24 protein-coding genes are annotated in these 21,310 nt (G+C 48.1%); 6 read left to right on the top strand and 18 right to left on the bottom strand.

All coding sequences use genetic code 11. The annotated features are described in order from the left end of the window. Nucleotides 1-55: 55 nt before the first annotated feature. From T320_RS01095 to T320_RS01085, 3 genes are all read right to left on the bottom strand, one after another. On the bottom strand, nt 56-1,513 hold the full coding sequence (locus tag T320_RS01095) for a DASS family sodium-coupled anion symporter (protein ID WP_037352121.1): 1,458 nt from the start codon (nt 1,511-1,513) through the stop codon (nt 56-58). A gap of 631 nt (nt 1,514-2,144) precedes the next feature. Next, nucleotides 2,145-2,531, bottom strand: a complete 387-nt coding sequence (locus T320_RS01090; RefSeq protein WP_197019341.1) for a hypothetical protein — start codon at nt 2,529-2,531, stop codon at nt 2,145-2,147. Beyond that, the gene (locus T320_RS01085; protein ID WP_037352116.1) at nt 2,519-3,010 is read right to left on the bottom strand and encodes a hypothetical protein; all 492 of its coding nucleotides are present in this window, start codon (nt 3,008-3,010) and stop codon (nt 2,519-2,521) included. The genes T320_RS01090 and T320_RS01085 overlap by 13 nt, the downstream gene beginning before the upstream one ends. A gap of 154 nt (nt 3,011-3,164) precedes the next feature. Between T320_RS01085 and T320_RS14480 the strand changes: the two genes are divergently transcribed. The 5 genes from T320_RS14480 to T320_RS01065 all read left to right on the top strand — a co-directional run bounded on the left by T320_RS14480 (nt 3,165) and on the right by T320_RS01065 (nt 4,965). Further along, nucleotides 3,165-3,329: a hypothetical protein gene (locus tag T320_RS14480; RefSeq protein WP_156032682.1), complete on the top strand. Its 165-nt coding sequence runs from the start codon at nt 3,165-3,167 to the stop codon at nt 3,327-3,329. 49 nt (nt 3,330-3,378) lie between these two features. After that, nucleotides 3,379-3,666 (top strand): STAS domain-containing protein, encoded by a 288-nt coding sequence (locus T320_RS01080; protein WP_197019340.1) that lies wholly within the window; start codon nt 3,379-3,381, stop codon nt 3,664-3,666. A gap of 98 nt (nt 3,667-3,764) precedes the next feature. Further along, complete coding sequence (locus tag T320_RS15095; protein WP_037352108.1) at nt 3,765-4,256, top strand: methyltransferase family protein; 492 nt, start codon at nt 3,765-3,767, stop codon at nt 4,254-4,256. A 56-nt stretch (nt 4,257-4,312) separates the two neighbouring features. Next, complete coding sequence (locus T320_RS01070; protein ID WP_051608521.1) at nt 4,313-4,627, top strand: hypothetical protein; 315 nt, start codon at nt 4,313-4,315, stop codon at nt 4,625-4,627. A gap of 110 nt (nt 4,628-4,737) precedes the next feature. Continuing rightward, nucleotides 4,738-4,965 (top strand): DUF2589 domain-containing protein, encoded by a 228-nt coding sequence (locus T320_RS01065; protein ID WP_037352103.1) that lies wholly within the window; start codon nt 4,738-4,740, stop codon nt 4,963-4,965. Nucleotides 4,966-5,176: 211 nt separating this feature from the next. On the opposite strand, the gene thpR is transcribed toward T320_RS01065, so the two are convergent. From thpR to T320_RS01015, 10 genes are all read right to left on the bottom strand, one after another. Beyond that, entirely contained in the window at nt 5,177-5,653 is a 477-nt protein-coding gene (thpR, locus tag T320_RS01060) for an RNA 2',3'-cyclic phosphodiesterase (RefSeq protein ID WP_231465814.1), read from the bottom strand. Nucleotides 5,654-5,685: 32 nt separating this feature from the next. Continuing rightward, nucleotides 5,686-6,027, bottom strand: a complete 342-nt coding sequence (locus T320_RS01055) for a YqfO family protein (protein WP_037352095.1) — start codon at nt 6,025-6,027, stop codon at nt 5,686-5,688. 6 nt (nt 6,028-6,033) lie between these two features. Continuing rightward, on the bottom strand, nt 6,034-6,510 hold the full coding sequence (locus T320_RS01050; protein WP_037352093.1) for an HD domain-containing protein: 477 nt from the start codon (nt 6,508-6,510) through the stop codon (nt 6,034-6,036). A 20-nt stretch (nt 6,511-6,530) separates the two neighbouring features. After that, on the bottom strand, nt 6,531-7,103 hold the full coding sequence (locus tag T320_RS01045; RefSeq protein WP_037352091.1) for a cob(I)yrinic acid a,c-diamide adenosyltransferase: 573 nt from the start codon (nt 7,101-7,103) through the stop codon (nt 6,531-6,533). A gap of 315 nt (nt 7,104-7,418) precedes the next feature. Continuing rightward, on the bottom strand, nt 7,419-8,264 hold the full coding sequence (locus tag T320_RS01040; protein WP_037352089.1) for a hypothetical protein: 846 nt from the start codon (nt 8,262-8,264) through the stop codon (nt 7,419-7,421). A gap of 86 nt (nt 8,265-8,350) precedes the next feature. Continuing rightward, nucleotides 8,351-8,902: a hypothetical protein gene (locus tag T320_RS01035; protein WP_197019339.1), complete on the bottom strand. Its 552-nt coding sequence runs from the start codon at nt 8,900-8,902 to the stop codon at nt 8,351-8,353. Nucleotides 8,903-9,188: 286 nt separating this feature from the next. Further along, entirely contained in the window at nt 9,189-10,808 is a 1,620-nt protein-coding gene (pckA, locus tag T320_RS01030) for a phosphoenolpyruvate carboxykinase (ATP) (RefSeq protein WP_037352084.1), read from the bottom strand. Nucleotides 10,809-11,034: 226 nt separating this feature from the next. Next, nucleotides 11,035-12,522 carry a threonine synthase gene (gene thrC / locus T320_RS01025; protein ID WP_037352081.1) on the bottom strand — a complete coding sequence of 496 codons (1,488 nt, stop codon included), beginning with the start codon at nt 12,520-12,522 and terminating at the stop codon, nt 11,035-11,037. A 47-nt stretch (nt 12,523-12,569) separates the two neighbouring features. Then, the gene (gene ybaK, locus T320_RS01020) at nt 12,570-13,058 is read right to left on the bottom strand and encodes a Cys-tRNA(Pro) deacylase (RefSeq protein WP_026760741.1); all 489 of its coding nucleotides are present in this window, start codon (nt 13,056-13,058) and stop codon (nt 12,570-12,572) included. Nucleotides 13,059-13,230: 172 nt separating this feature from the next. Continuing rightward, nucleotides 13,231-14,337, bottom strand: coding sequence for a haloacid dehalogenase-like hydrolase (locus T320_RS01015; RefSeq protein ID WP_051608520.1), 1,107 nt, complete (start codon nt 14,335-14,337; stop codon nt 13,231-13,233). Between the two features lie 166 nt (nt 14,338-14,503). Here T320_RS01015 and nadE point away from each other — a divergent pair, with 166 nt between their 5' ends. Next, nucleotides 14,504-16,393, top strand: coding sequence for an NAD(+) synthase (gene nadE / locus T320_RS01010; RefSeq protein WP_037352076.1), 1,890 nt, complete (start codon nt 14,504-14,506; stop codon nt 16,391-16,393). 47 nt (nt 16,394-16,440) lie between these two features. On the opposite strand, the gene T320_RS01005 is transcribed toward nadE, so the two are convergent. The 5 genes from T320_RS01005 to T320_RS00985 are packed head-to-tail and all read right to left on the bottom strand — an operon-like array spanning nt 16,441 to nt 21,255. Further along, the gene (locus tag T320_RS01005) at nt 16,441-17,670 is read right to left on the bottom strand and encodes a type II secretion system F family protein (RefSeq protein WP_037352069.1); all 1,230 of its coding nucleotides are present in this window, start codon (nt 17,668-17,670) and stop codon (nt 16,441-16,443) included. After that, nucleotides 17,667-18,719, bottom strand: a complete 1,053-nt coding sequence (locus tag T320_RS01000; RefSeq protein WP_072023975.1) for a type IV pilus twitching motility protein PilT — start codon at nt 18,717-18,719, stop codon at nt 17,667-17,669. The genes T320_RS01005 and T320_RS01000 overlap by 4 nt, the downstream gene beginning before the upstream one ends. A 40-nt stretch (nt 18,720-18,759) precedes the next feature. Beyond that, nucleotides 18,760-19,512 carry a C39 family peptidase gene (locus T320_RS00995; RefSeq protein WP_037352066.1) on the bottom strand — a complete coding sequence of 251 codons (753 nt, stop codon included), beginning with the start codon at nt 19,510-19,512 and terminating at the stop codon, nt 18,760-18,762. 49 nt (nt 19,513-19,561) lie between these two features. Next, a complete protein-coding gene (scpB, locus tag T320_RS00990) occupies nt 19,562-20,362 on the bottom strand; it encodes a methylmalonyl-CoA decarboxylase (protein WP_037352062.1) in 801 nt (266 codons plus the stop codon). Between the two features lie 32 nt (nt 20,363-20,394). Next, the gene (locus T320_RS00985) at nt 20,395-21,255 is read right to left on the bottom strand and encodes an ROK family protein (protein WP_037352496.1); all 861 of its coding nucleotides are present in this window, start codon (nt 21,253-21,255) and stop codon (nt 20,395-20,397) included. Nucleotides 21,256-21,310: the final 55 nt, after the last annotated feature.

The following is a 21,310-nucleotide window of genomic DNA, read 5'->3' as shown; positions in this document are numbered from 1 at the left end:
CCACAATTTTGATAGCCATTTGGATGATATCTTCAGTCGCAGTCAGCTATGAGACCTAAATGATAATTCCAAGCCACTTCCAATATGTTGCCGCCATCAGCATAATGAGGCTATAAGCTATTACGGTCAGCGGAATACCTGTCTTTATAAATGTCTTTGCCTCAAATGTTTCCGTACCGAAAGCCACCATATTCTGTGGAGCATTTACCGGCAGGATAAATCCAAAGCAAATGACATATTGCAAAATCAGTGTCATCCCTACAACGTTAAGATGTGAATATTCGGCTGCTCCTTGAAGCACCGAAATAATAATCGGAATCATCGCTGCCGCTAATGCAGTTGCACTAGCAAATCCCAGATGAATCACAATCAGGAACATAGCCAGAATAGCTATAATCATAAAAGCAGACGTATGATACAGACCAAATACATTCACAATCATATGCGCTATCCAAGTTGCAGCCTTGGTAGATAGAACTGCAGAACCAAGACTTATTCCTACACCAAACAGCACAAGTGTTCCCCAACCAATTTTGGCCTGTGCTTCTTTCCACGTCATAATCCCTATCCCTGGAAGCATCATGGCCGTTATCGCCGCCATTGTCGTGGAAGATGTATCAAAGTTATGCAATATCTTTTCCGTAGACCATAGAAATAACAGCAACAGGGATATTCCCAGCAATTTCTTTTCACTCAGCGTCATCGGGCCTAACGCTTTCAATTCCCGTGCCACGGTTTCCTGCCCACCTTCTATCTCATCCATTTCAGGAGGTACAAGTTTCAACAACAAGAAATACAAAATCACGCTCATAATTGCAGCAAAGGGAGCCGCTGTTATAAACCAATCCAGCCAGCTAACAGTTGTCCCCAACTGTTTCTCGATAAATTCCAACGCAATCATGTTCTGTGCCGCTGCCGTCTTTATCCCAACATTCCAAATGCTGTCAGCCTGAGCGATGGCAATCATCATCACCGCTGAAAACCGACTTTTAAGTGGCACACCAAAAGCGGCAATGATGCCCATAACAATCGGCACCATACACGACACTCTGGCTGTAGTGCTGGGGACAAAAAAACTTAGGATAAAACCTACCAGAATTACTCCGGCTAGAACATTTTTAGTCTTGGCACCAATCTTAGACAGAATAAACAAGGCCAAGCGTTTATCAAGACCAGTCTTCATCATCGCGGCTGAGATAAATAACGCTGCTCCTACCAAGGCAAGAGCAGGACTAGAAAATCCCGACATTGCCATTTTTAGCGCTCCGGAAGTTCCTAAAACCTTATCAGGATTCATCATATTCGGTGCCGTGCCAAGCAGGAATGCCATAAGCGAGATGATTATTGCAGCAGATACCGGATAAGAAACCGTTTCAAACATCCAAATTACGACAGAGAACACCAATATCGCCAGCATTCTATGTCCTGCTGTTGACAAATCTGGTGGTGTAGGCAACAAAAGTATCACCAACAGCGTAAATAATCCTAACGGCAAACCTATCTTTTTTCTCATTTACATCCATCCTTTCACGCAAAAAAGGCACACCTCACTCAGGAATTTGTGTTCCTCAATGCGATGTACCCCTTTGTACATTTACTATACATTATCTATATATGTTCTATGCTATTTTTATATATTAGCTTAATTGATATCTTTTGTCAATATGTTTTTGTAAACTTGTAAACCGGAAAACCAACTTAATCCTTGATAAACTTACATTCCAAAGTGCATATATCAAATGACTACGCTGACTTGTTATACTATAAGTCACCATACTATCACCACAGATTCAAGCAAAGATGCATTCGCGATTCTTAATCGAGTGTGCAACACCACAGTCAACCAGCTTTATTTATGTAAAAATATACAGTACCGCAGGCGGTAATATGCCATATAATAAGTCACATAGCATTTACAGGCACTGTCCTCTCCCCAATCCCCATTGGACAGCGCCATTTGTGAGCTTCCCCAGTTCGCATAAATAATAAGCCCTGACTGGTCTTTCCCCAAAACCAGTCAGGGCACTTTTTATATCATTTTCATGTTCATCCATAAAAACATCTTTAGCAGCTATCTAGTCAATGCAGATGTTAATTATTAACATCCTTATCATCCATACTTATGATACCTTCCATTTGTCCTATCAACTAAATGAAGCTATCCCCCCCTGCCACGGCGCTCTGAACGCAGGCAGTGTTCTTATCTGTTTATCCTGCAATTCATAAACTATGCCGTTATCTGCCAGTTCTCGCAAAAATGCATTTAGATAAACAGGGCTTTCAAACTTCTGCATGAAATCCAGTGTAAATCTGCCATTTACCGCTGAGATTTGAATGGTGATGTCCATAACAGTGGCACTCAAAGCGTGGAACTCTTTTATATATTTTTCCGCTTCTCCGAAATTCGCTTTTCCCACATAGCTCACGTTGGCCGCAGCAAAGCGATTGGCCGCCTCATCAACCTTTGCCATCATCTCCAGTCTTTCCTTATGCGTTCCCTTTGCCAAAAGCATTTTGGTCAAGCCGGCCATATGCGCCACGCCGGACATTCCCATTCTTCCGGAGAGATTTTATCGCCCACAATATGTATGCCTGCTGTCGATAGCGTCACATTGTAGCGCTGACAGCAATAATAATACAACAAAGTACGTATCACTTCATAAGCCCCTGCACCATCGGTCAAGCCATGAAAAATATCCATGAACAGCCAATCATCATGGTACGAAAACGAAAGCAAATGATCATTCGAGTCTGCCGAATTTAATGTTACGCCCTGCTTTGAATTGGAAATAACTACCGGCTCCCGATTCTCTGTAAAGATAAAGCCAGCACCACGAGTCTGCAATTTCACACAGAAATACGGATACCGCTCCATTGTGGTATCCACTGCCCTACGTAGTACCACAGGGTCAACAGCATCTTGCAGCCGTATACGGATTCTAATTGTATATGGATTATCCTTACGTGAACGATAAAGGGGAATGATTTCGGTAAAAAGTTTCTGTTCCATGCCAGCACCTCCGACCTCAAGCTACAACTATTTTACCATAAAAAAAGCGGCACGACCTTCCCCGCCTGTCTGAAAACAGGAAAAAAACGTTCTGATGACGAATAAAGACTTAATTTCACACAGATATAACTATATGATTAGGGAGGTCTGCCTTATGACCATTGAAACGGAACGAAATTCACAGGCACAAGCTAACCCTGTATTCATGACGGCAAAAACTGCCATCTGCCTTATGGCTGCCGCTAATATTCCTGATGCTTCCACAATCGTCCGTTGCTTAGAACTTGAATTGCCATTATTGGGTTATAACCCTCGATGAGCAAAGACAGCAGGCTGACGACACCGACCAACAATCCACTCCCTTCGAGATGAACTACACTCTGGAAAACAATATGTTCAAAGTATCCATAGTCGGCAGACTTGACAGCCTTACAGCGCCGCAACTTTTAACGGCTTGGGAAAAAATAAAAACTACCAGTATGCCTATTGGAGCAGAAATTGACTGCGCAAAACTGGAATACATCACCTCTGCCGGAATTCGTGTATTTCTTATCATACAAAAAGCACTGGGCAGAAACTTAACGTTGACCAATATCAATTCAGCTTTGGAAAATTTATTCATTCAAAAAGGTTTCTCAGTTCCTGTACAAAGATGAATATAGATGTTAATTATTAACACCTGCATCATTACTATTCATGCTTAACTGATAAAAGATTAACTTGCTTCGCTTGTTTCCAGAAAGGATAATGCTGTATGAAAGGAGCTTGGCTAAAGGCAATTCTATTATTGCCCTTTAACGTTACAGTCATAATCCCCATCCTGCTGTTATGGTATTCAGATTATCAGTGGTGCATTCCAGCAAAGTCACAAATCATTTTAGGCGTTATATTATTCTGTGGTGGATTGGGCTTATTTATCAAAACTACACTACTTTTTCATAAGGTGGGCCAGGGAACCCTTTCGCCATTAGCGCCGCCTAAGCGGCTCATTATTCAGGGACCATATAAAATAGTCCGTAATCCGATGCTATTAGGAATCCTTTTTATCCTGTTATCAGAGGCGCTTCTTTTTAGTAGCTGCTGTATTTTTATATATACGCTTATCTTTTTCCTTATTAATTGCATATACTTTAAGACAGTGGAAGAAAAGATGCTAATCAAATGCTTTGGTCAGGATTACATCGCATATAGGAACAGTGTTCCCATGTGGCTGCCTAATTTTCGCGGTAAATGCAAGGTGAATTAATATCCACATTCTAATCCTTTTCAATACATAAAGCTTTTTGCGGAGGATGAAATGCCATGCAGAATCATACGAAAACAAATCTCCCCCTTCAGCAGCTTGCTGATGCTGCCAACACACTTACCCGTTTTCTCGGTGTACGCGACCTGCCAAAACTAAGCCACAAAACCTTACAACGCAGATATGGCATTGAACAGGCAGATGTGCTTATACTTTTCGGTGGCACTATTCCCTTTGGCTGTGATGTTGCTGCTGCCGCCTGGAAACGAGGTGTAGCCCGCCACTTGATGATAGTTGGCGGCGTCGGTCATACCACGCAGTCTCTTAGGGCTAAATTTAAAGCCAGATTCCCGGAGATGGATACCGAACCCTAGCTGCCGGAGAGTGTAAAATGGGAATAAAAAAAATCCCTAAAAAAAATTAACACTTTTGAGCGATTAGGGATATAAAGAACAGAAGAAAATTATTTAGAGAGGTGATTACCATGAAAGAGCTGATTCGTAATAAAATGAATGATACCGACTTAGGCAATGTAGTTGGGGGGAATAAGCCCGAAGAAAAAGCCCCAAAGAAAAAGCAGCCTAAGATTGAAAAAGTTCCTGTTCCCGTTCCACCACTTAATATCGTTCCTGTTCCACCTTTGGACATAGACAAAATCGATATTTCCTTTCCTTCAGGAAAGAAGTCCCCAAAAAATGAAAAGAAAAAGTAATTAAGATGGTGAAAAGAAGGTGAGACACTCTGTAGCAGTTGTTCACCTTCTTTTTTCATGCCCGCGATTACACACTAGCTACCCGCAATAGTCAAGCCCTGACTGGATGTTCATCCACACCAGTCAGGGCTTACTTGTTATGATATGAACATGCGTTCATGCGAGGGGCTGGGACATCACATACCATTACAGATGTTAATTATTAACATCCTTATCGTTCGCTGGTTGCGCCAATCTCCGTATATATCATGCCATGTTTGCCACGTTCTGACCGCATTAGGGAGATATGTTCTATGGCCATTTCTCCCTGTGGCGGCTCGACCTCAGGTAAAATCGTCTTGCCGTGATAAGTTGCCTTGCGAAGCACTGTAATATGTGGATAAAACCGCTTGCGGTCATAGGGAATTTGGTGTTCAGCTAGAGCCCTGCGCAGTCTCTTGACATAATGGTTAAGTTCGGTGTTTTGTTCTATCCCGGCCCAATATAAATCTCCAAAATTTCCCATACCATAAAGTTTCATGGTCATAGGCTCGAATGGGACCGATTCAATAACGTCCATGACCGCATCTGGCGCCCCGTAATCTCCAATAAAAGCCAGCGTTAAATGTAGATTTTCCCGGGCAGCATAATATCCTTCCACGCCGGAAGCTTTTAATCGTGACTGAAAAGCCTCCAAAGCATCTATCATAGGGTCCGTAAACTGAATGCTAATAAAAAGCCTCATGAATTTCCCATCCCCTTATCCGAATACAGTGGGATTACATTGATTACCGGTTCCTCGTAAGGATGAACCTCACGAATTGCTTTTAATGTCTCCTGCAGAGCCTCCGCCTGGATGTTGACCTCTACTTTTATTTCCGGAGCTTCGCTGATTTCATCACATGTACCAATATATGGCTGGCTTCCCTGCAATGGCCGCCAGGTTCCCGTCACATGGCTGTACGCCAAAGAGCTGTCATAGTTTCCAATTTTTCCAGCACCGACTGCCTGCAAAGCCTGCCGTAACTTAGCAAGATGTGTTTCCGGTATGAAAATCTCCAGCTTTAACTTTGATACGTTCATGATTTGTTACTCCTGTACGGGCAGTCCAAATTCCTGTCTTAGTGCCAGATAGCGTGCCAGTTCCTTTTCCTTGATCGGCTTTGCTAAATCGTTGAAGGTATGGTGCATGACATCTGCATCCTTCAGCACTTCATCCAATGGCTCATCTTTTAGCAGCTTATCATCATGATGGTATATAGCAGAGCAAATGCGATCGATTTCCTTTGGCGTGCCCAAGGCATTTCTCAGCAGTATTTCTCTTGCCATATCTGCTCCTCTATGTGCATGGTCATCATAAGTTCCACTGACATAAGCCGCGATGTCATGCAACATAGCTGCCATGCTGGCAAGCTCTGAATCCTCGCCTCTTTTTTCTGCAATTACCGTGGCTGAAAGGGAAACACCATAGAGATGTGCAAAGGCGCTTTCTAGCTTTTCTGCATCCGTTATGCTTTCCCGTAATTTGTCACCAACTACTTTTCTAAGTTCTTTTAACCTACTCATTATATCCTCCTGCTCGTGTGTTAACACTCAATCCCCTTACGGGCCTCAACGCCCTTTGTATAGTAGTGCTTAACTTCCTTCATGTCCGTCACAAGATCCGCACGCTCAATCAGCCAATCTGGAGCGCCTCGTCCGGTCAGCACCAGTTCCGTATTCTTCGGCACCATTTTCAGCAGTTCCTCAACAGCGGTTCTGCCTATCAAACCAAAATGCAGTGCCACATTTAGTTCATCCAGGATTACCAAACCATATTTTTTTGAAGATATGGCTCTTTTAACTTCATCAAAGCCCGCGTTTATAAGTTCAATATAATCCTGCGGAGGCTTTCCTTTCGGAAATATCACGACAGCATCTCCAAATTTATCTTGTAACTCATTGCTTAATGTTCCTTCTTCTGCAATGAAAAACGGCTTTCCACTGGTTCTTAAGGTAAGCTCAGGTGAAAATCCCTGCAGTATCTTCTGCTCACTGTAGGCCAGACTTTTCATGAACTGCATGATATAGACTTTCCTGCCTGCCCCTAAGGCTCTAATGGCAAGACCAATGGCCGCCGTAGTTTTTCCTTTGCCATTTCCTGTATAGACCTGAAGCATTAAGCTGACCTCCTTTAATGTGTATATAATTCCGTATCTATGGCCAATCTCCTTCTTACCGGGAGGAATAGCTGCCCCTATGGTATAACCTAAAATATACATAGGCTAGTCTCTCTTTACCTGTTACCTAAAAATGACGCCAGGCTTAGCACCTTGCGTCATTAGTCATTATTTATTGTTGTTTACCACACGCATAATCTGTTCTTCTGCGCTTCAATGTTGATAACCAGGCGTATGCGCTCATTCGTTTCTAATGCTACTGCGTGAAATATTACATCGAAGGTTATAGCGACTATTAGACGGAAGTTTCAACGGCTAGGGAGTGAACGGCACGGTTTGCGGTGTGAATGACGGTGTTACCTCCCCCACTTCGCCATCCAGAGAAACCGTCATCTGAGTTTCGACGTCAGGCATGGGCATTTCTTCCACGCTGTAATCCTTCGGCTCGGCTTCCCGTGCCCGGGCTTCCTCGTTGTCGGCGGAAAGCTTTTCATCTTCCTTGTCGTCCCGCTTACGGCGGTGCTGTTCCAAAGCCGCGGCACTTTTAGCCATGGCGTAGAGGTCTTTGTTAAACTCCATCAGTTCCTTTTCATCGGCAGGAGAAACCTTGCGGCCGTGCATGATGCGGGATGCGGTTTGCATGGCGCGGCTCATCTTGTCGTTGGCTTCTTTCATGGCGTCACTGTTCTGGCGGGCATTGGCCGCTTCGTGGAGCAGGAAGTTATGTAGGGAAACGCCCTTCTTCATGTCCTGAATTTGTTTGCTCGTGGTCAGTAGCTGCTTCTTCACCTCATCGGAAAGGTCAATCCGCTGACCTTCGACCTCGATATACCCCTGCTTCACCGCCCGGCTGACCATAGCCGCATTGCCAAAGCTGATGACAAATTTATTGCTGTCCCCCTGGCGGAATACGGAAAAATCAATCCGAGATTTCTCCGTTTTTTCATGGGATGCCTTTTCCTTATTGGCCTGCTGCAGTTCATAACCAGTTGCGGAAATATCCACCTCGTCCTCAGTCGTTGAATACTTAGCCGGCGTTTCTGCATTCTGAGCAGGAACAGTCACCCCATCCAGCCTAATGCGCTCATTGAGCTTTTTTGCCGTAGGCTGGCTGGTGTAATAGTCCAGCTCCTGCCTGGTTAAATTCCTTAAGACACGCATAACCTTATCCTCCCTGATAAAAGCACTTAATCCTTCTTATTGAGTATATCGAGTCAAAACCATCGTACCTTAAGAGCTTTTTTCTTTTATCTCTCTAGCGCCAAAAAGTCGTGGCCTTCCTCACCGAACAGCCCTTTTCTGAACATGGGGATAATGGTCAGCCAGCCTAGCAGCAGGAATACACCGATTGCCGGCATCAGCATGAGTATGCGGATGGTTTCCCGGAAGGGTCTGCCCTGCTTACATTCGTGCCGAAGCAAGCGCCATAATACATAAAACAGCAACAGTTGTTTTATCTGATAGAGTGTTGCATTATTTATTCCTGGCACTCCTATCTCGCCGGCCATATTCATCAGGAAACCTATTGCAAAACAGGCGGCAAGATACTTTAGGAAATCTTTGTACCGCAAAAATATTTTCAGATGTTTCCGATTGGCAAAGATGGTAATAACGGCACCTAACAACATGGGCAGAAATCCGAAAAATGGTATCATCGCAGCCAATATGGCAGCACTGCTGGCAGCACAAAGCCAAAGGCGAAGCATAAAATGAAGGGCTCTGCTTTTCCAGGCTGTTTGCAGGAGTACGATATAAATTACTGTCCATAAAACAAATTTGACTACACGCATGAGTTTCATAGCATCTGCATCTGCTAAGATGATGGCGATATAGGCGCAAATATTTGCGATTATGGTCAGTTTTATCAGCCAGATATATTTTTCATAGCGTTCTTCCTCTGTGGGAAATATTTTCTCAAAACTTAAGGTCATAATGTTCCCTGCCTTTCGTAAAATTCCACAGGAAATTATAGCATCCCAGCATTAGATTTTCCTTAGAATTTGACATGTCAAATTCTAAGGAAAATGTCAAATGTCAAAAACGGCCATCGCACTATAAATGCGATGGCCGTTCTATCATGCAATCTTAGAGCTGCGGGCCTGCGGAAACCAGAGCCTGGCCTGCTTCGTTGTTCTTCGTGTATTTGTCGAAGTTCTTGATGAAACGCTGAGCAAGGTCTTTAGCCTTTTCTTCCCATTCAGCCGGATTCTGGTAAGTATCCTTCGGGTCGAGGATGTTGGTGTCAACGCCCTCAAGTTCCGTCGGTACTTCGAGGTTGAAGAACGGAATCTTCTTGGTCGGAGCTTTCTTGATAGCGCCGCTATGGATAGCATCGATGATGCCGCGAGTATCTTTGATGGAGATACGCTTGCCGGAACCATTCCAGCCAGTGTTCACGAGGTATGCCTTCGTGCCGTTAGCCTCCATCTTCTTAACGAGTTCTTCTGCGTACTTGGTCGGATGCAATTCGAGGAATGCCTGACCGAAGCAAGCGGAGAAGGTCGGCGTCGGTTCGGTGATGCCGCGTTCCGTACCAGCCAGTTTAGCCGTGAAGCCGGAGAGGAAGTAGTACTTCGTCTGTTCCGGAGTCAGGATGGAAACCGGGGGCAGTACGCCGAAAGCATCAGCGGACAGGAAGATAACGCTCTTAGCTGCGGGAGCTGCGCTCTTGTCGTTTACAAAGCCCTTAACGGTGCCTTTGATGTGGTCGATAGGATAGGATACACGGGTGTTTTCCGTGATGGTCTTATCGGCAAAGTCGATGTTGCCCTTGTCGTCGAGGGTAACGTTTTCGAGCAGAGCGTTACGTTTGATGGCGCCATAGATATCCGGTTCGGATTCCATGTCGAGGTTGATAACCTTAGCATAGCAGCCGCCTTCGAAGTTGAATACGCCTTCATCATCCCAGCCGTGTTCGTCATCACCAATCAAGAGGCGTTTCGGGTCCGTGGACAGGGTGGTTTTACCCGTACCGGAGAGGCCGAAGAAGATAGCCGTGTTCTGGCCCTGCTTGTCCGTGTTAGCGGAGCAGTGCATAGCAGCAATGCCCTTGAGCGGCAGGAAGTAGTTCATCATAGAGAACATACCCTTCTTCATTTCACCGCCGTACCAGGTGTTGATGATAACCTGTTCGCGGCTCGTGAGGTTAAATACTACTGCCGTTTCGGAATGGAGACCGAGTTCCTTGTAGTTTTCAACTTTAGCCTTGGAAGCGTTGTAAACAACGAAGTCCGGCTTGAAGTTAGCCAGCTCTTCTTCCGTCGGCTGGATGAACATATTCGTTACGAAATGTGCCTGCCAAGCAACTTCTACGATGAAGCGGACAGCCATGCGGGTGTCTTTGTTGGCACCGCAGAAAGCATCTACAACGTAGAGTTTCTTGTTGGACAGTTCCTTTTTAGCGATTTCTTTCAGAGCGTTCCAGGTTTCCGGCGTAGCTCTGTGGTTATCGTTGTGATAATCTTCGGAATCCCACCATACAGTGTCATGGGAAGTTTCATCATCCACGATGAATTTATCTTTAGGAGAACGGCCGGTGAAAATACCAGTCTTTACGTTAACAGCGCCCAGTTCGGAAACCTGACCCTGTTCGTAGCCTGTTAAACCTTCTTTAGTCTCTTCTTCAAAAAGCGTCTTGTAAGACGGATTGTGGAGAATTTCGGTAGTACCAGTGATGCCATATTGGCTAAGATCGATGTTTGCCATTTTACAGTCAACCTCTTTCGTAAAAAGATACTTTGCAGTTTGAGAAGCTTTTCACTTTCGTTTCTCACCACGCATATTATATTAGCTTATTTTTCCATAAATGTCAACTATTTTCTTATCTAATTCAAAAACTAACATTTATCAAAATTGTCAGATATAAATTATATAAGCAAAACAGAACACGAATCAACATGTTCTTGATGATTCGTGTTCTGATATCGAATGGTTAAGTTTCGATGAAGTTCAGCACGGACTCTGCCATGGCCTCTTTGCCGCAAACGCCTTTGTGACGCACTTCCTTCGTCTTGAGGGCGGCAAGTCCTGCCGGAATGGGCTGGTCATTCATTTCACGGAGCTTGTCGAGCAGACCGAATTCATCCAGTCCTTCCGTTTCCACCTGCAGGGCTTCGAGCACGCTGCCGTTGAATTTATAGGGGCTGGCGGTAGATACGACCACCATCACATGGTTGTCCTTGGTTTCATGGCGGTAGTTTTCGGCAACCTGATAAGCCACTGCAGAATGGGTATCCAGCACATACTTATGCTGCCCGTAGACCTGACGGATGCACTTCTTGGTGGCTTCGTCGTCTACGAAATCTGCCCAGAAGGTTTCCTTGATGATGCCGCGGGTTTTCACATCCACTTCGTAGCTGCCCTTCTGGGAAAGCTGTGCCATCCAATCGGCCACCTGCGCCTTGTCTCCTGTCACATGATAAAGGAGGCGCTCCAAATTGCTGGAAATCAGAATGTCCATGGATGGCGTGATGGTCTTGTAGAACTCCCGGTTCCGGTCATAACGGCCCGTCTGCAGGAAATCCGTCAACACGTTGTTGGCATTGGAGGCGCAGATGAGTTTATGCACCGGCAGGCCCATCTGTTTGGCATAGAAGCCTGCCAGGATATTGCCGAAGTTGCCGGTCGGCACGGTGAAGTTAATCTCCTCCCCTGCTTTGATGTGGCCAGTCTTGCACAAATCTGCATAGGCGCTGAAATAATAGACAATCTGCGGCACGAGGCGGCCCCAGTTGATGGAGTTGGCCGAGGACAGCTTTACTCCCTTACTTTTCAGCTGGCTGTTAAAATCCTGGTCAGCAAAAATCACCTTGACGCCGCTCTGGGCATCATCAAAGTTGCCCTTGACGGCCGTGACATTGACATTAGCACCTTCCTGGGTCAGCATCTGCAGCTGCTGAATCTTGCTGACACCGCCTTCGGGATAGAAGACCATAATGGAAATCTGGTCTACATCCTTAAAGCCTTCGAGGGCGGCTTTGCCCGTATCGCCGGAAGTGGCCACGAGAATCAGCACCTTGTCCTGCTCCCCTGTTTTCTTGAGCGCCGTGCTCATGAGCTGGGGCAGCAGCTGTAAAGCCATATCCTTGAAAGCGCTGGTCGGACCATGCCAAAGTTCAAGCACCTGCATCGTGCCCAAATCGGTTACGGGAGCCCGGCCTTCGCAGTCGAACTTGCCATGACCGTAGGCATTTTCCACGCAGGTTTTGATTTCCTCGGCACTGTAATCCGTCAGGAACAGGCCGAGCACTTTCTGCGCCCGTTCTTCATAGGAAAGGGGCACTAAACTTTCGATAAATGACATGTCAATCTGGGGAAGCTCATCGGGCACGAAAAGACCGCTGTCAAGTGCGAGTCCTTTGATGATGGCTTCTGCCGAAGTTACCTGTGCGCTGTTTCCCCGGGTACTACTATACTTCAATCAAACCGCCTCTTTCCTATAAATCTCCATTAAATATCAATACAGCTTTATCTACTGACTGTGACCACCGTGGCCTTGGCTGCCTGCACCAAATCCGCAGGCTTCAAGATAATCTGCTCGCCACGCTTGCCGGCGCTGATGGCAATGACCTCTTGCGCTTCGGCACTGGCATCGAGATACACAGGGTAATCCTTCTTGGCACCCAATGGCGAACAGCCACCGCGGATATAACCCGTCAAGCCAAAGACTTCCTTCAAGTGAACCATTTCCACCCGCTTGTTGCCGGAGGCTGCGGCCAGCGCCTTTAAGTCGAGCTCTCCCCCGCCGGGGATTACAGCCATCAGAACGCCATTCTTGTCGCCCCGGCACACCAAAGTCTTATAGACCATCTCAATGGGCATGCCCACCGACTCTGCCACATGGACTGCGGACAGGTCATTTTCGTCCACCTCGTAGGTCTTGAGTTCGTAGCTGATGCCTAACGTGTCCAAAATTCTTGCCGCGTTGGTCTTTGCTTCTTTTTTCTTTTTTGCCATTTCTTGTTACACCTAATTTCTTTCTTGAACGTCCGCTATCTATTATACAGCGGTTTTACAAAATATGCTACTAAATTTTGGAATCCCCTAAAAAATGTAAATCGATGTTTGCCTATGATGATAAAAAAGGCAGACCACTAAGCGGCCTGCCTCGTAAATAACTGTCTAAAATTTATTTGCGGAAGTTCTGGGTGGTCTTCTTGACGTTATCGCCATAGATGGTCTTCCAGTCATCATGCATAGAGATGGGAACCCAGCCGAATTTCACGCAGAGGTCATGGAAATTCTTGGATTTCTGCGGGCCGCCCCAATCGCGTTCGCCATCATCACAGTTAACGCCCATGGCCATGCTCTTATACTTGTCGTTGAATACGGCATAGTTCAGCATGGAAGCATCGGAGCTGCTGTTGCCCAGAGCAAGTACCGGACGAATGCCGATTTCACGGCAGATATTCGATACCTTCTGCATCTTGTTGTTGGTGGCCTGATAAGCGCCGCGCATCATTTTATCTTTCTTCTCAAACCGGAAGTACTGGGAACCAGCAAAACCCTGACGAGCAGCAATGCTGATGCTGTCTGTACCGATTACATGGTCCGGCTGGATGGAAGGAACCGCTTTAAGGGCCGTGCGCACCATCTGACGGTCCGTACCCGTTACCACATAGAAGTTGAAGCCGTTGGCCTGCAGATAGGTAATGACTTCAATCATCGGCAGGTAGTATGCTTCCGCCATGGTCAGGTTGGAAAGGCCGTCGCAGGGAGTTTCTTTGAGCCATTTGGCTACATACGCATCGAATTCCTGCAGGCTCATACCTTCAAAGGCGCGTGCCTGGGCCATATCTTCACCGGCATCCATATCTGCCGAAATCTTGTTGGCCTTGGCTGCCTTCAGGCATTCTTCCGCATATGCTTTTTCTGTAGCCGTGGGATGATAGGACTTGTCGTTAAAGATGCGATGGAAATACATATACCATTCGGAGTAGGTCGGTGCCAGTTCGCCGTAGAAGGTGCCATCCATATCGGATACACAGACACGGTCTTTTACAGGAATGAAGTTCGGGCTCTTGGGATTGGTAACATCTTCCACATAAGCCTTCAAAGCCTTAAAGGAAGCCGAATTCTGATTCCAATACTTGAAATTGGAACCGTCTGCTTTCACGGAAATCTTGGAAATGGTATCCACAGATGCCGCTTCAGCAGATGGCAGGCTGACTGTTGCGCCGCCGAAAGCCAGACCTAATGCTACCAGTGCGGAGAGAACCTTTTTCTTACATTTCATGTTGCTAACCCCTTTTCCTTGAATATAATATGTTTTCACATATTTCGTATATTTCTCTGTAGCCCAATCTTGTTCCTGCTTGCTCATTAAAAAAATATTAAATTTTGACTTGTCAAAGGATATAGCGTATCATTGAAGGGAAACTGACATAATTGGAGTGAATGCTTTGTTGAAAATAGCTATGGCCCAGATGGAAGTCATCCCTGGGCATCCCGATAAAAACGCCGCCACCATGCTGCGCATGATGGATGAGGCACGGACGGAACATGTGGATGTCATCATCTTCCCTGAAATGGCCATTCCCGGCTATCTGCTCGGGGACACCTGGGAGCAGACCAGTTTCCTTGCCGACTGCGAACATTACGGTCAGGAGATTATCGAAGCCTCTAAGGGTATCACCGTGATGTTTGGCAATATCGCCATGGACTGGGAAAAGATGAACAACGATGGCCGGGTGCGCAAGTACAACGCCTTCTTTACGGCGCAGGATGGCAAACTCATTGCCCCTGCCGGGCAGGACTATCCCTTTGTCATCAAGACGCTGATGCCCAACTACCGGGAGTTTGATGATACCCGTCATTTCTATAGCCTTCAGCAGCTGGCGCTCGAGCAGGGCAAAAATCCTGCGGACCTCATTGCGCCGGTCACGCTTACCCTGCAGGGCAAAACCTACAATGCAGGCTGCCTTCTTTGTGAGGACGGTTGGAGCGATAACTACGCGCTGGAACCATTGCAGATTCTGCAGGATAAGGGGCAGATTGATTTCTTCGTCAATATCTCCGCTTCTCCCTATACGCTGGGCAAGAACAACAAGCGCAACCGTGTCTTTGGCCAGCAGGCCAAGGAAGCCGGCAAGCCCCTTTTCTACGTCAACGCCATCGGCCTGCAGAACAATGGCAAGACCGTTTATACCTTTGACGGGGCCAGCACGGCCTATAATGAAAAGGGTCAGGTCTGCGCCATGAGTGAGGAGTATCAGGAAGAACTGACCATTGTGGATATGGATGAACTCTCCTCCATGCCGGACCTGCCCGACGATAAAGAACCAGATATTGCGCATATCTACCGTGCGCTGAACTATGGCGTGCGCCGCTTCCTCGAAAACATCCGCATGAAGAAGGTCGTTATCGGTATCTCCGGCGGTATCGACTCGGCTGTAGCCGCCGCTCTCTATGCCAAAATCGTCGGCCCGGAAAATCTCCTGCTCGTGAATATGCCCAGTGTCTTTAACTCTGCTACCACCAAGGGGCTCAGCAAGGAATTGGCCGATAATCTGGGCTGCCAGTACACGGTGATTCCCATTCAGCATTCTGTGGACCATACGGTGGAACAGCTTTCGACTACGCCCATCACTTATCTGACGGACGGCTCCGAGCAGAATCTTACCGTGTCTTCCTTCGTCACGGAAAACATTCAGGCCCGTGACCGCAGTGCAAGAATTCTGGCAGGTGCGGCGGCAGCCTTTGGCGGCGGTTTTACCTGCAATGCCAACAAAGCGGAGACAACGGTTGGCTACTCCACTCTCTACGGTGACCAGTCCGGCTTCCTGGCGGCCCTGGCTGACCTTTGGAAGTATCAGGTCTATGCGCTGGCCCATTACATGAATGATGAAGTCTATGGCCGGGAAGTGGTGCCGCAGGGCATTATCGACATCGTGCCGAGTGCGGAACTTTCCTCGGCGCAGAACGTGGACGAAGGCAAGGGCGACCCCATCAAGTATCCGTACCACGATTTTCTCTTCCGTTCCTTTATCGAGCGTTGGCAGAAGGCCGCGCCCGAGGATATTCTGGAATGGTATGCCGCCGGTACCCTCGAAGAAAACTTAGGCTGTGAGCCGGGTCTCGTGGCCAAATACTTCCCCACGGCGCAGGAATTCATCGCGGATTTGGAACGCTGGTGGAATCTCTTTACGGGCATGGCTGTGGCCAAGCGCATTCAGGCACCGCCTATCCTCGCTGTCAGCCGCCGCGCCTACGGCTTTGACCACCGCGAAGCGCAGAACGGCCCCTATTACACCTTAAAATATCAGCAGCTTAAAGAAAAACTGCTGTCCTAAAGAAAAATTGACTTGTCAAGGCGAATTTGACAAGTCAATTTTTTTGTTTACATGGTCAATGCATCCATGGTATTCAACAATGGCATAATCACCGCCATGACCATAAAGAACACCAGACCGCCTACGGCAAAGATGGCGGCCGGTTCAGCCAGCGCCTGCAGGCGGGCAGATTCGTTTTCCGCCAGTACCTGACAGAAGGCCGCAGCTTTGTTGAGCATGGTTTCGAGCTGCCCTGACTGTTCGCCTGCTTCCAGCATTTCCTGAAGCATGGGCGGAAAGAAGGGACAGGGAGAAAGGGCTTTCATCAGGGAACTGCCTTGCTCCACCTTCGCCTGCACCTGCAGGATTTCCTGTTCCAGATAGGGATTGCCCGCTGTTTTGGCTGCCATTTTCAAGGCCTCGTGTAACACAATCCCCTGTTCAATCAGCAGGGCCAGCGTGCCTAGAACGAGTGACCAGGCAGTATGCTGGGCTAATCTGCCCATAAAGGGCAGGGATAGCAGCAGCCGCGCGCAGATAAACCGAACCTGGGGCAGTTGGCTGATGATGTACAAAATCCCGAGGCATGGCAGGCTCAATACGCATAAGAGCTGTCCTCTCTCCTGCAGGAAAGCCGAAAGTTGCAATAATAATTTTGTTGCCAGCGGCAGTTCACTTTGCAAATTAGCCAAGAGACTGGCAAAGGTGGGCAGGATAAAGAGTGTCATAAAAATCAGCACAACCAGAGCTGTAATAGCGATGATGGCCGGATAGAGCAGAATGGATTTCATTTTTTCTTTAGCTTTTACACTCTGCTCAAGAAAGTCTGCCAGACGGTTAAAGATTGCTTCCAGTGAACCGCCTTGTTCCCCTGCTTCCACCAAGCGGATAACCTGCGGGGAAAAGCTGCCGCTTTCTTCTTCCATGGCTGCGGACAGGGCCCTTCCCTTTAAGACCTTTTGATACAGCCTTGCGAGCAGTTGGCCATAGCTTCCCTGTCCTCTGCTCGTCAGCAATGATTTTAACGCTTCGTGAACGGGCATACCAGCTGTCAGCAGCACGGCCATTTGACGGCAAAAGCAAGCGGTCTGCGCAGGACTGATTTCCCTGCCGATAAATAAGCGGCGTAAGTGAAAGACGGGGCCTGCGTGAGGGCTTTTTGCCATCACTTCCTGCAAAGAGGTAATCCATAATCCCTGACGTCGTATCTTATGGGCGGCTTCCTGACGGCTGCCCGCTTCAATCTGCCCTTGGAAATGCTCACCCTGCCGGTTGCAGGCTTCATACGCATAGTTCATATTAGGCCTCCTGCATGTTCCGCTGCTGTCAGGCGGGCATATGTTTCGGAACTGATGCGCCCTGTTTGCAGCAAATGTTTGGCCGCTGTGCCCATGGTCTGCATGCCCCTGTCTTGATGGCTCAGCATTTGCGAATAAAGCTGACCGTATTTGCCCTGACGGATAAGACTGCGCACCGCAGGCACGGCCAGCAGGACTTCAGACACCGCGAGCCGCCCGCCTGTTAGGTCAGGCACAAGCTGCTGGGCAAAGATTCCCGTCAGCACCTCAGATAACAGAGCGCGGATAGAATCCCGCTGCTCCGTGGGAAACATGCCTTCTATGCGCAGTACAGTATCCACGGCACTGCCGCTATGGAGTGTTGCCAATACTAGCATTCCTGTCGAAGCTGCAGTCAATGCGGTCTGCAGGGTGATGGCATCGCGAATCTCCCCCACCAATAGTACGTCAGGCATCTCCCGCAATGCGCCGCGCAGCGCCGCAGGAAAACTTATAAAGTCCTTTCCGAGCTCCCGCTGGCTGATAAAACACTTATCGGGCTTAAAGATGTATTCGATGGGCGCATCCAAGGTCACAATATGGCAGGCCCTTTCCCGATTGAGCTCCTGAATAAACGAAGCCAAGGTGGTACTCTTGCCGGAGCCTGTGCGCCCCGTCACGAAAAGCAGCCCCTTGTCGAGTTCCTTCATCTTCTGCCAGGCTGCGGGCAGTTCCAGTTCGGTAAGAGCGGGAATCCGCTCCGGCAGCAGGCGCAGCGCCATAGCCGGAAATCCTTGCTGATAGTAGGCATGAACGCGGAACCTGCGTCCCGCATATGTCCAAGACGCATCCAGCTCCCGGTCCGCGGCCAGTTTTTCCTGCTGGCTGTCATTGAAAAGCCGGGCAACAAATCCGGCGATAAAAGATTCCGTCAGCGATGTGCTGCGCATTGCCTGCAGCTTCCCAAAACAGCGCATATAGGGGCGTTGGCCGACAGTCATATGGATATCGGACGCGTCCTTTTCGATAGCTGTGCGGATAAGTTCCAGCCCATCGACATCCTCAAGCATAGGTTATCACCTCGAAATGTCTATCTTTTTATGCGGGCACTTAATCCTTCGGATAGGCAACAATCCACGGCTGATATTGTTCGCTCTTGGGCAGGATAAAGTGATCAAACCACATGGAAAAGAAACTCTGTGCATTCTGGGTTGTATAGCCGTCCTGATTGTGGTCGCAAGTATCGTAAGGGTCAGCCAAAATCAGCATATCATCCAGCGTAGATTCGGTTCCCATGGTATCATAGCCGATAATCACGCGCCAGTGGCCGCCCCATTCCACATTTTCCACCAAAATCGGTCTGCCCTTTTCCAGATAATACCATACGAAATCACGGAAATCCTCATAGCGGCTGATCTTATCTCCATGCAAGCTGCTTTCCACCTGCCAGCCAATTTTTTCAAAGAATTTGACCATATCCTTGACGCTTGTACCATAGGGATACGGCCGGGTTTTCATTTCCTTGGCCAGCGTCAGTTCGTCATAGTTTTGCCTGCCGTACCAATAAAGCATGGTCAAAGCTGCCGCAGGACCGCAGGTATACTCCGTTGTTTGCTGGTAGCTGGGATAATGCGGCATAATCACCCGGCGCCCGTTGATGCTCTCGAGCTCATAGACATTTACATGCTTGAAGTACGGTGAATCCGCGTGATTGATTTCTGCTGGGGCAGACCACGCACCCTCATGATTGGGAAGCTGTCCCTGCGGGTATGGTATAACTCCGTCCTTTGCCGTTGGTGCAGCAAAAGCCGAACCGGCACAAACGATTGCTGCCAGCATAGTGACTGCGAGTGTCTTTTTCATCTGTATTCGTCCCTTCTGTTTTACCTCTATTATCTTGACAGACAACGGCTTAATCCAAGTCCATGGCTTTGCCCTTGTACGCAGGCTTCCGTTTTTCGAGGAAGGAATTGATGCCCTCCTTATAATCGTCTCCGCAGTACACGATGTTGCGATACGCATTGATGCGCTCGAAGCTCTCGGCACTGATTACCGTCGAGGCACGGGAAAGAATGCGGAACTGCCGCTTGATGGCGCTGATGGAAAGAATGCTGTTGTGGCGCAAAGGAGTCAGGAACTGCTCCTCCAGCATCTCTTTCAAGGCTTTCGAGTCTTCTGCCACACGGTTGATAAGGCCTACGTTCAGTGCATCTTCGGCCGTGATGGGCGTGGCCAGGAAGAACATCTCACGGGCCTTGTTGATGCCCAGCTGGTTGATAAAGTGCATGATACCCGAAGCGTTGTAGGGAATGCCGATTTTTGCCGGCGTGATGGCAAAGGTGGCATCCTTGGAGCTGACAATCATATCGCAGGACAGGCAGAGGTCACAGGCTCCGCCCCATACGGTGCCGTCCACGCAGGCAATCACGGGAATCGGCGTGTCCTGCACTTCCCGTAGCAGCTTTTCCATGGGCACATAAAAGGCCAGCGGGTCACTGCCATCCTGCGGCAGTTCGTGAATATCATGGCCGGCACTCCAGACATTGCGATTCACCTCAGCTTCGAGCACGATGCCCACACATTCCTTGGCATAAGCATCCTGAATGGCTTCAATCAGCTCATGGCACATGTCCTCGCTTAAACAGTTGAAATGCTTGCCGTTGCACATCTCGACATAGGCAATACGGTCTTTCATCACAGTGTTCACTAACATATCCCATTCTCCTCTCCCATGTTCATCCATTTTTACTGCCGTTGCAGAAAATGGCACAAAGCACCGGTAAAACCGGCAGATGTTCCAAGCTCTGCAAAGGCAAGGCGCGTGTTTTTCAGCAGGGCTTCCGGCAGCAGTTTTTCCAGATGGCGTTTGAGGCGCGGCTCAAAAAATTCCCGCTGGGCCATCACCGCACCACCCATAATCAAAACCTCAGGATTGACGATACAGCAGATTTCGGCAAGGCCATAGGCAATCTTTTGCGTCATGTCCTCAAGTGCTGCCAGGGCGTTCTCATCACCGGCTGCGACCCGCTGAAAAACTTCCTCACCTGTGGCGGCGCCGGTATTTTGCAGCAGGGCCGTCATGCTGGCCAGCTGTTCCAGTGATCCGCCTGCAAAAGGCAGAAAGCCAATTTCACCTGCCGCCGCTGATGCCCCATGGATGAGATGACCGTCCAGCACCAAAGCGCCCCCTATGCCTGTGCCAACGAAGATACAAAAGGCACTCTTGGCCCCCTTGCCTGCGCCAAGCCAGCTTTCGCCGAGACCCGCTGCATTTACATCATTTTCCACGGTGCAGGGCAGATGGGTCAGTGCTTCGATTTCTGCTCGCAGCTTCATGCCTGTATAGCCGGGAAAGTTGGGGCCGGCGAAAATGACTTCGCCTTTTTCGGCATCAATAAGTCCCGGCGAACAGACCGCTACGCCTTCTGCCTGACCACATTCCTTTTGCAGAGTTTGCACAATGGCTGCGATTTTTCGCGGAATGTCCTGGCTGCCATCTTTTTCTACATTGGTCAAAACCTGACCTTTGGTCAAAATTTTTCCATCTTCTGTCATCATGGCGTATTTGATGGCTGTGCCACCAATATCTACGCACGCATATTGCATGTTTATATCCCCCTGTTCCATGCTGAAAAGCATATTGTATAGATTCGCGCTTTAT

The sequence above is a fragment of the Selenomonas sp. FC4001 genome, assembly GCF_000701565.1.
Classification (GTDB): Bacteria; Bacillota; Negativicutes; order Selenomonadales; family Selenomonadaceae; genus Selenomonas_A; species Selenomonas_A ruminantium_B.
The sequence above is the reverse complement of the archived record's forward strand: the minus strand, read 5'-3'. Positions and strand labels throughout refer to the sequence as shown.

Excerpts from the sequence above, each read along its gene's own strand:
- T320_RS01040 (WP_037352089.1), bottom strand. The coding sequence starts at position 8,264 with ATGCGTGTCTTAAGGAATTTAACCAGGCAGGAGCTGGACTATTACACC.
- T320_RS01090 (WP_197019341.1), bottom strand. The coding sequence starts at position 2,531 with ATGGCCGGCTTGACCAAAATGCTTTTGGCAAAGGGAACGCATAAGGAA.
- T320_RS01045 (WP_037352091.1), bottom strand. The coding sequence starts at position 7,103 with ATGCTTCAGGTCTATACAGGAAATGGCAAAGGAAAAACTACGGCGGCC.
- T320_RS01015 (WP_051608520.1), bottom strand. The coding sequence starts at position 14,337 with ATGAAATGTAAGAAAAAGGTTCTCTCCGCACTGGTAGCATTAGGTCTG.
- T320_RS01085 (WP_037352116.1), bottom strand. The coding sequence starts at position 3,010 with ATGGAACAGAAACTTTTTACCGAAATCATTCCCCTTTATCGTTCACGT.
- T320_RS14480 (WP_156032682.1), top strand. The coding sequence starts at position 3,165 with ATGACCATTGAAACGGAACGAAATTCACAGGCACAAGCTAACCCTGTA.
- T320_RS00995 (WP_037352066.1), bottom strand. The coding sequence starts at position 19,512 with ATGAAAAAGACACTCGCAGTCACTATGCTGGCAGCAATCGTTTGTGCC.
- T320_RS01080 (WP_197019340.1), top strand. The coding sequence starts at position 3,379 with ATGAACTACACTCTGGAAAACAATATGTTCAAAGTATCCATAGTCGGC.
- pckA (WP_037352084.1), bottom strand. The coding sequence starts at position 10,808 with ATGGCAAACATCGATCTTAGCCAATATGGCATCACTGGTACTACCGAA.
- T320_RS01065 (WP_037352103.1), top strand. The coding sequence starts at position 4,738 with ATGAAAGAGCTGATTCGTAATAAAATGAATGATACCGACTTAGGCAAT.
- thpR (WP_231465814.1), bottom strand. The coding sequence starts at position 5,653 with ATGATAGATGCTTTGGAGGCTTTTCAGTCACGATTAAAAGCTTCCGGC.
- scpB (WP_037352062.1), bottom strand. The coding sequence starts at position 20,362 with ATGTTAGTGAACACTGTGATGAAAGACCGTATTGCCTATGTCGAGATG.
- T320_RS01050 (WP_037352093.1), bottom strand. The coding sequence starts at position 6,510 with ATGAGTAGGTTAAAAGAACTTAGAAAAGTAGTTGGTGACAAATTACGG.
- T320_RS01005 (WP_037352069.1), bottom strand. The coding sequence starts at position 17,670 with ATGAACTATGCGTATGAAGCCTGCAACCGGCAGGGTGAGCATTTCCAA.
- T320_RS01070 (WP_051608521.1), top strand. The coding sequence starts at position 4,313 with ATGCAGAATCATACGAAAACAAATCTCCCCCTTCAGCAGCTTGCTGAT.
- T320_RS01095 (WP_037352121.1), bottom strand. The coding sequence starts at position 1,513 with ATGAGAAAAAAGATAGGTTTGCCGTTAGGATTATTTACGCTGTTGGTG.
- T320_RS01000 (WP_072023975.1), bottom strand. The coding sequence starts at position 18,719 with ATGCTTGAGGATGTCGATGGGCTGGAACTTATCCGCACAGCTATCGAA.
- T320_RS01055 (WP_037352095.1), bottom strand. The coding sequence starts at position 6,027 with ATGAACGTATCAAAGTTAAAGCTGGAGATTTTCATACCGGAAACACAT.
- ybaK (WP_026760741.1), bottom strand. The coding sequence starts at position 13,058 with ATGGCAAAAAAGAAAAAAGAAGCAAAGACCAACGCGGCAAGAATTTTG.
- T320_RS15095 (WP_037352108.1), top strand. The coding sequence starts at position 3,765 with ATGAAAGGAGCTTGGCTAAAGGCAATTCTATTATTGCCCTTTAACGTT.
- T320_RS00985 (WP_037352496.1), bottom strand. The coding sequence starts at position 21,255 with ATGCAATATGCGTGCGTAGATATTGGTGGCACAGCCATCAAATACGCC.
- T320_RS01035 (WP_197019339.1), bottom strand. The coding sequence starts at position 8,902 with ATGAAACTCATGCGTGTAGTCAAATTTGTTTTATGGACAGTAATTTAT.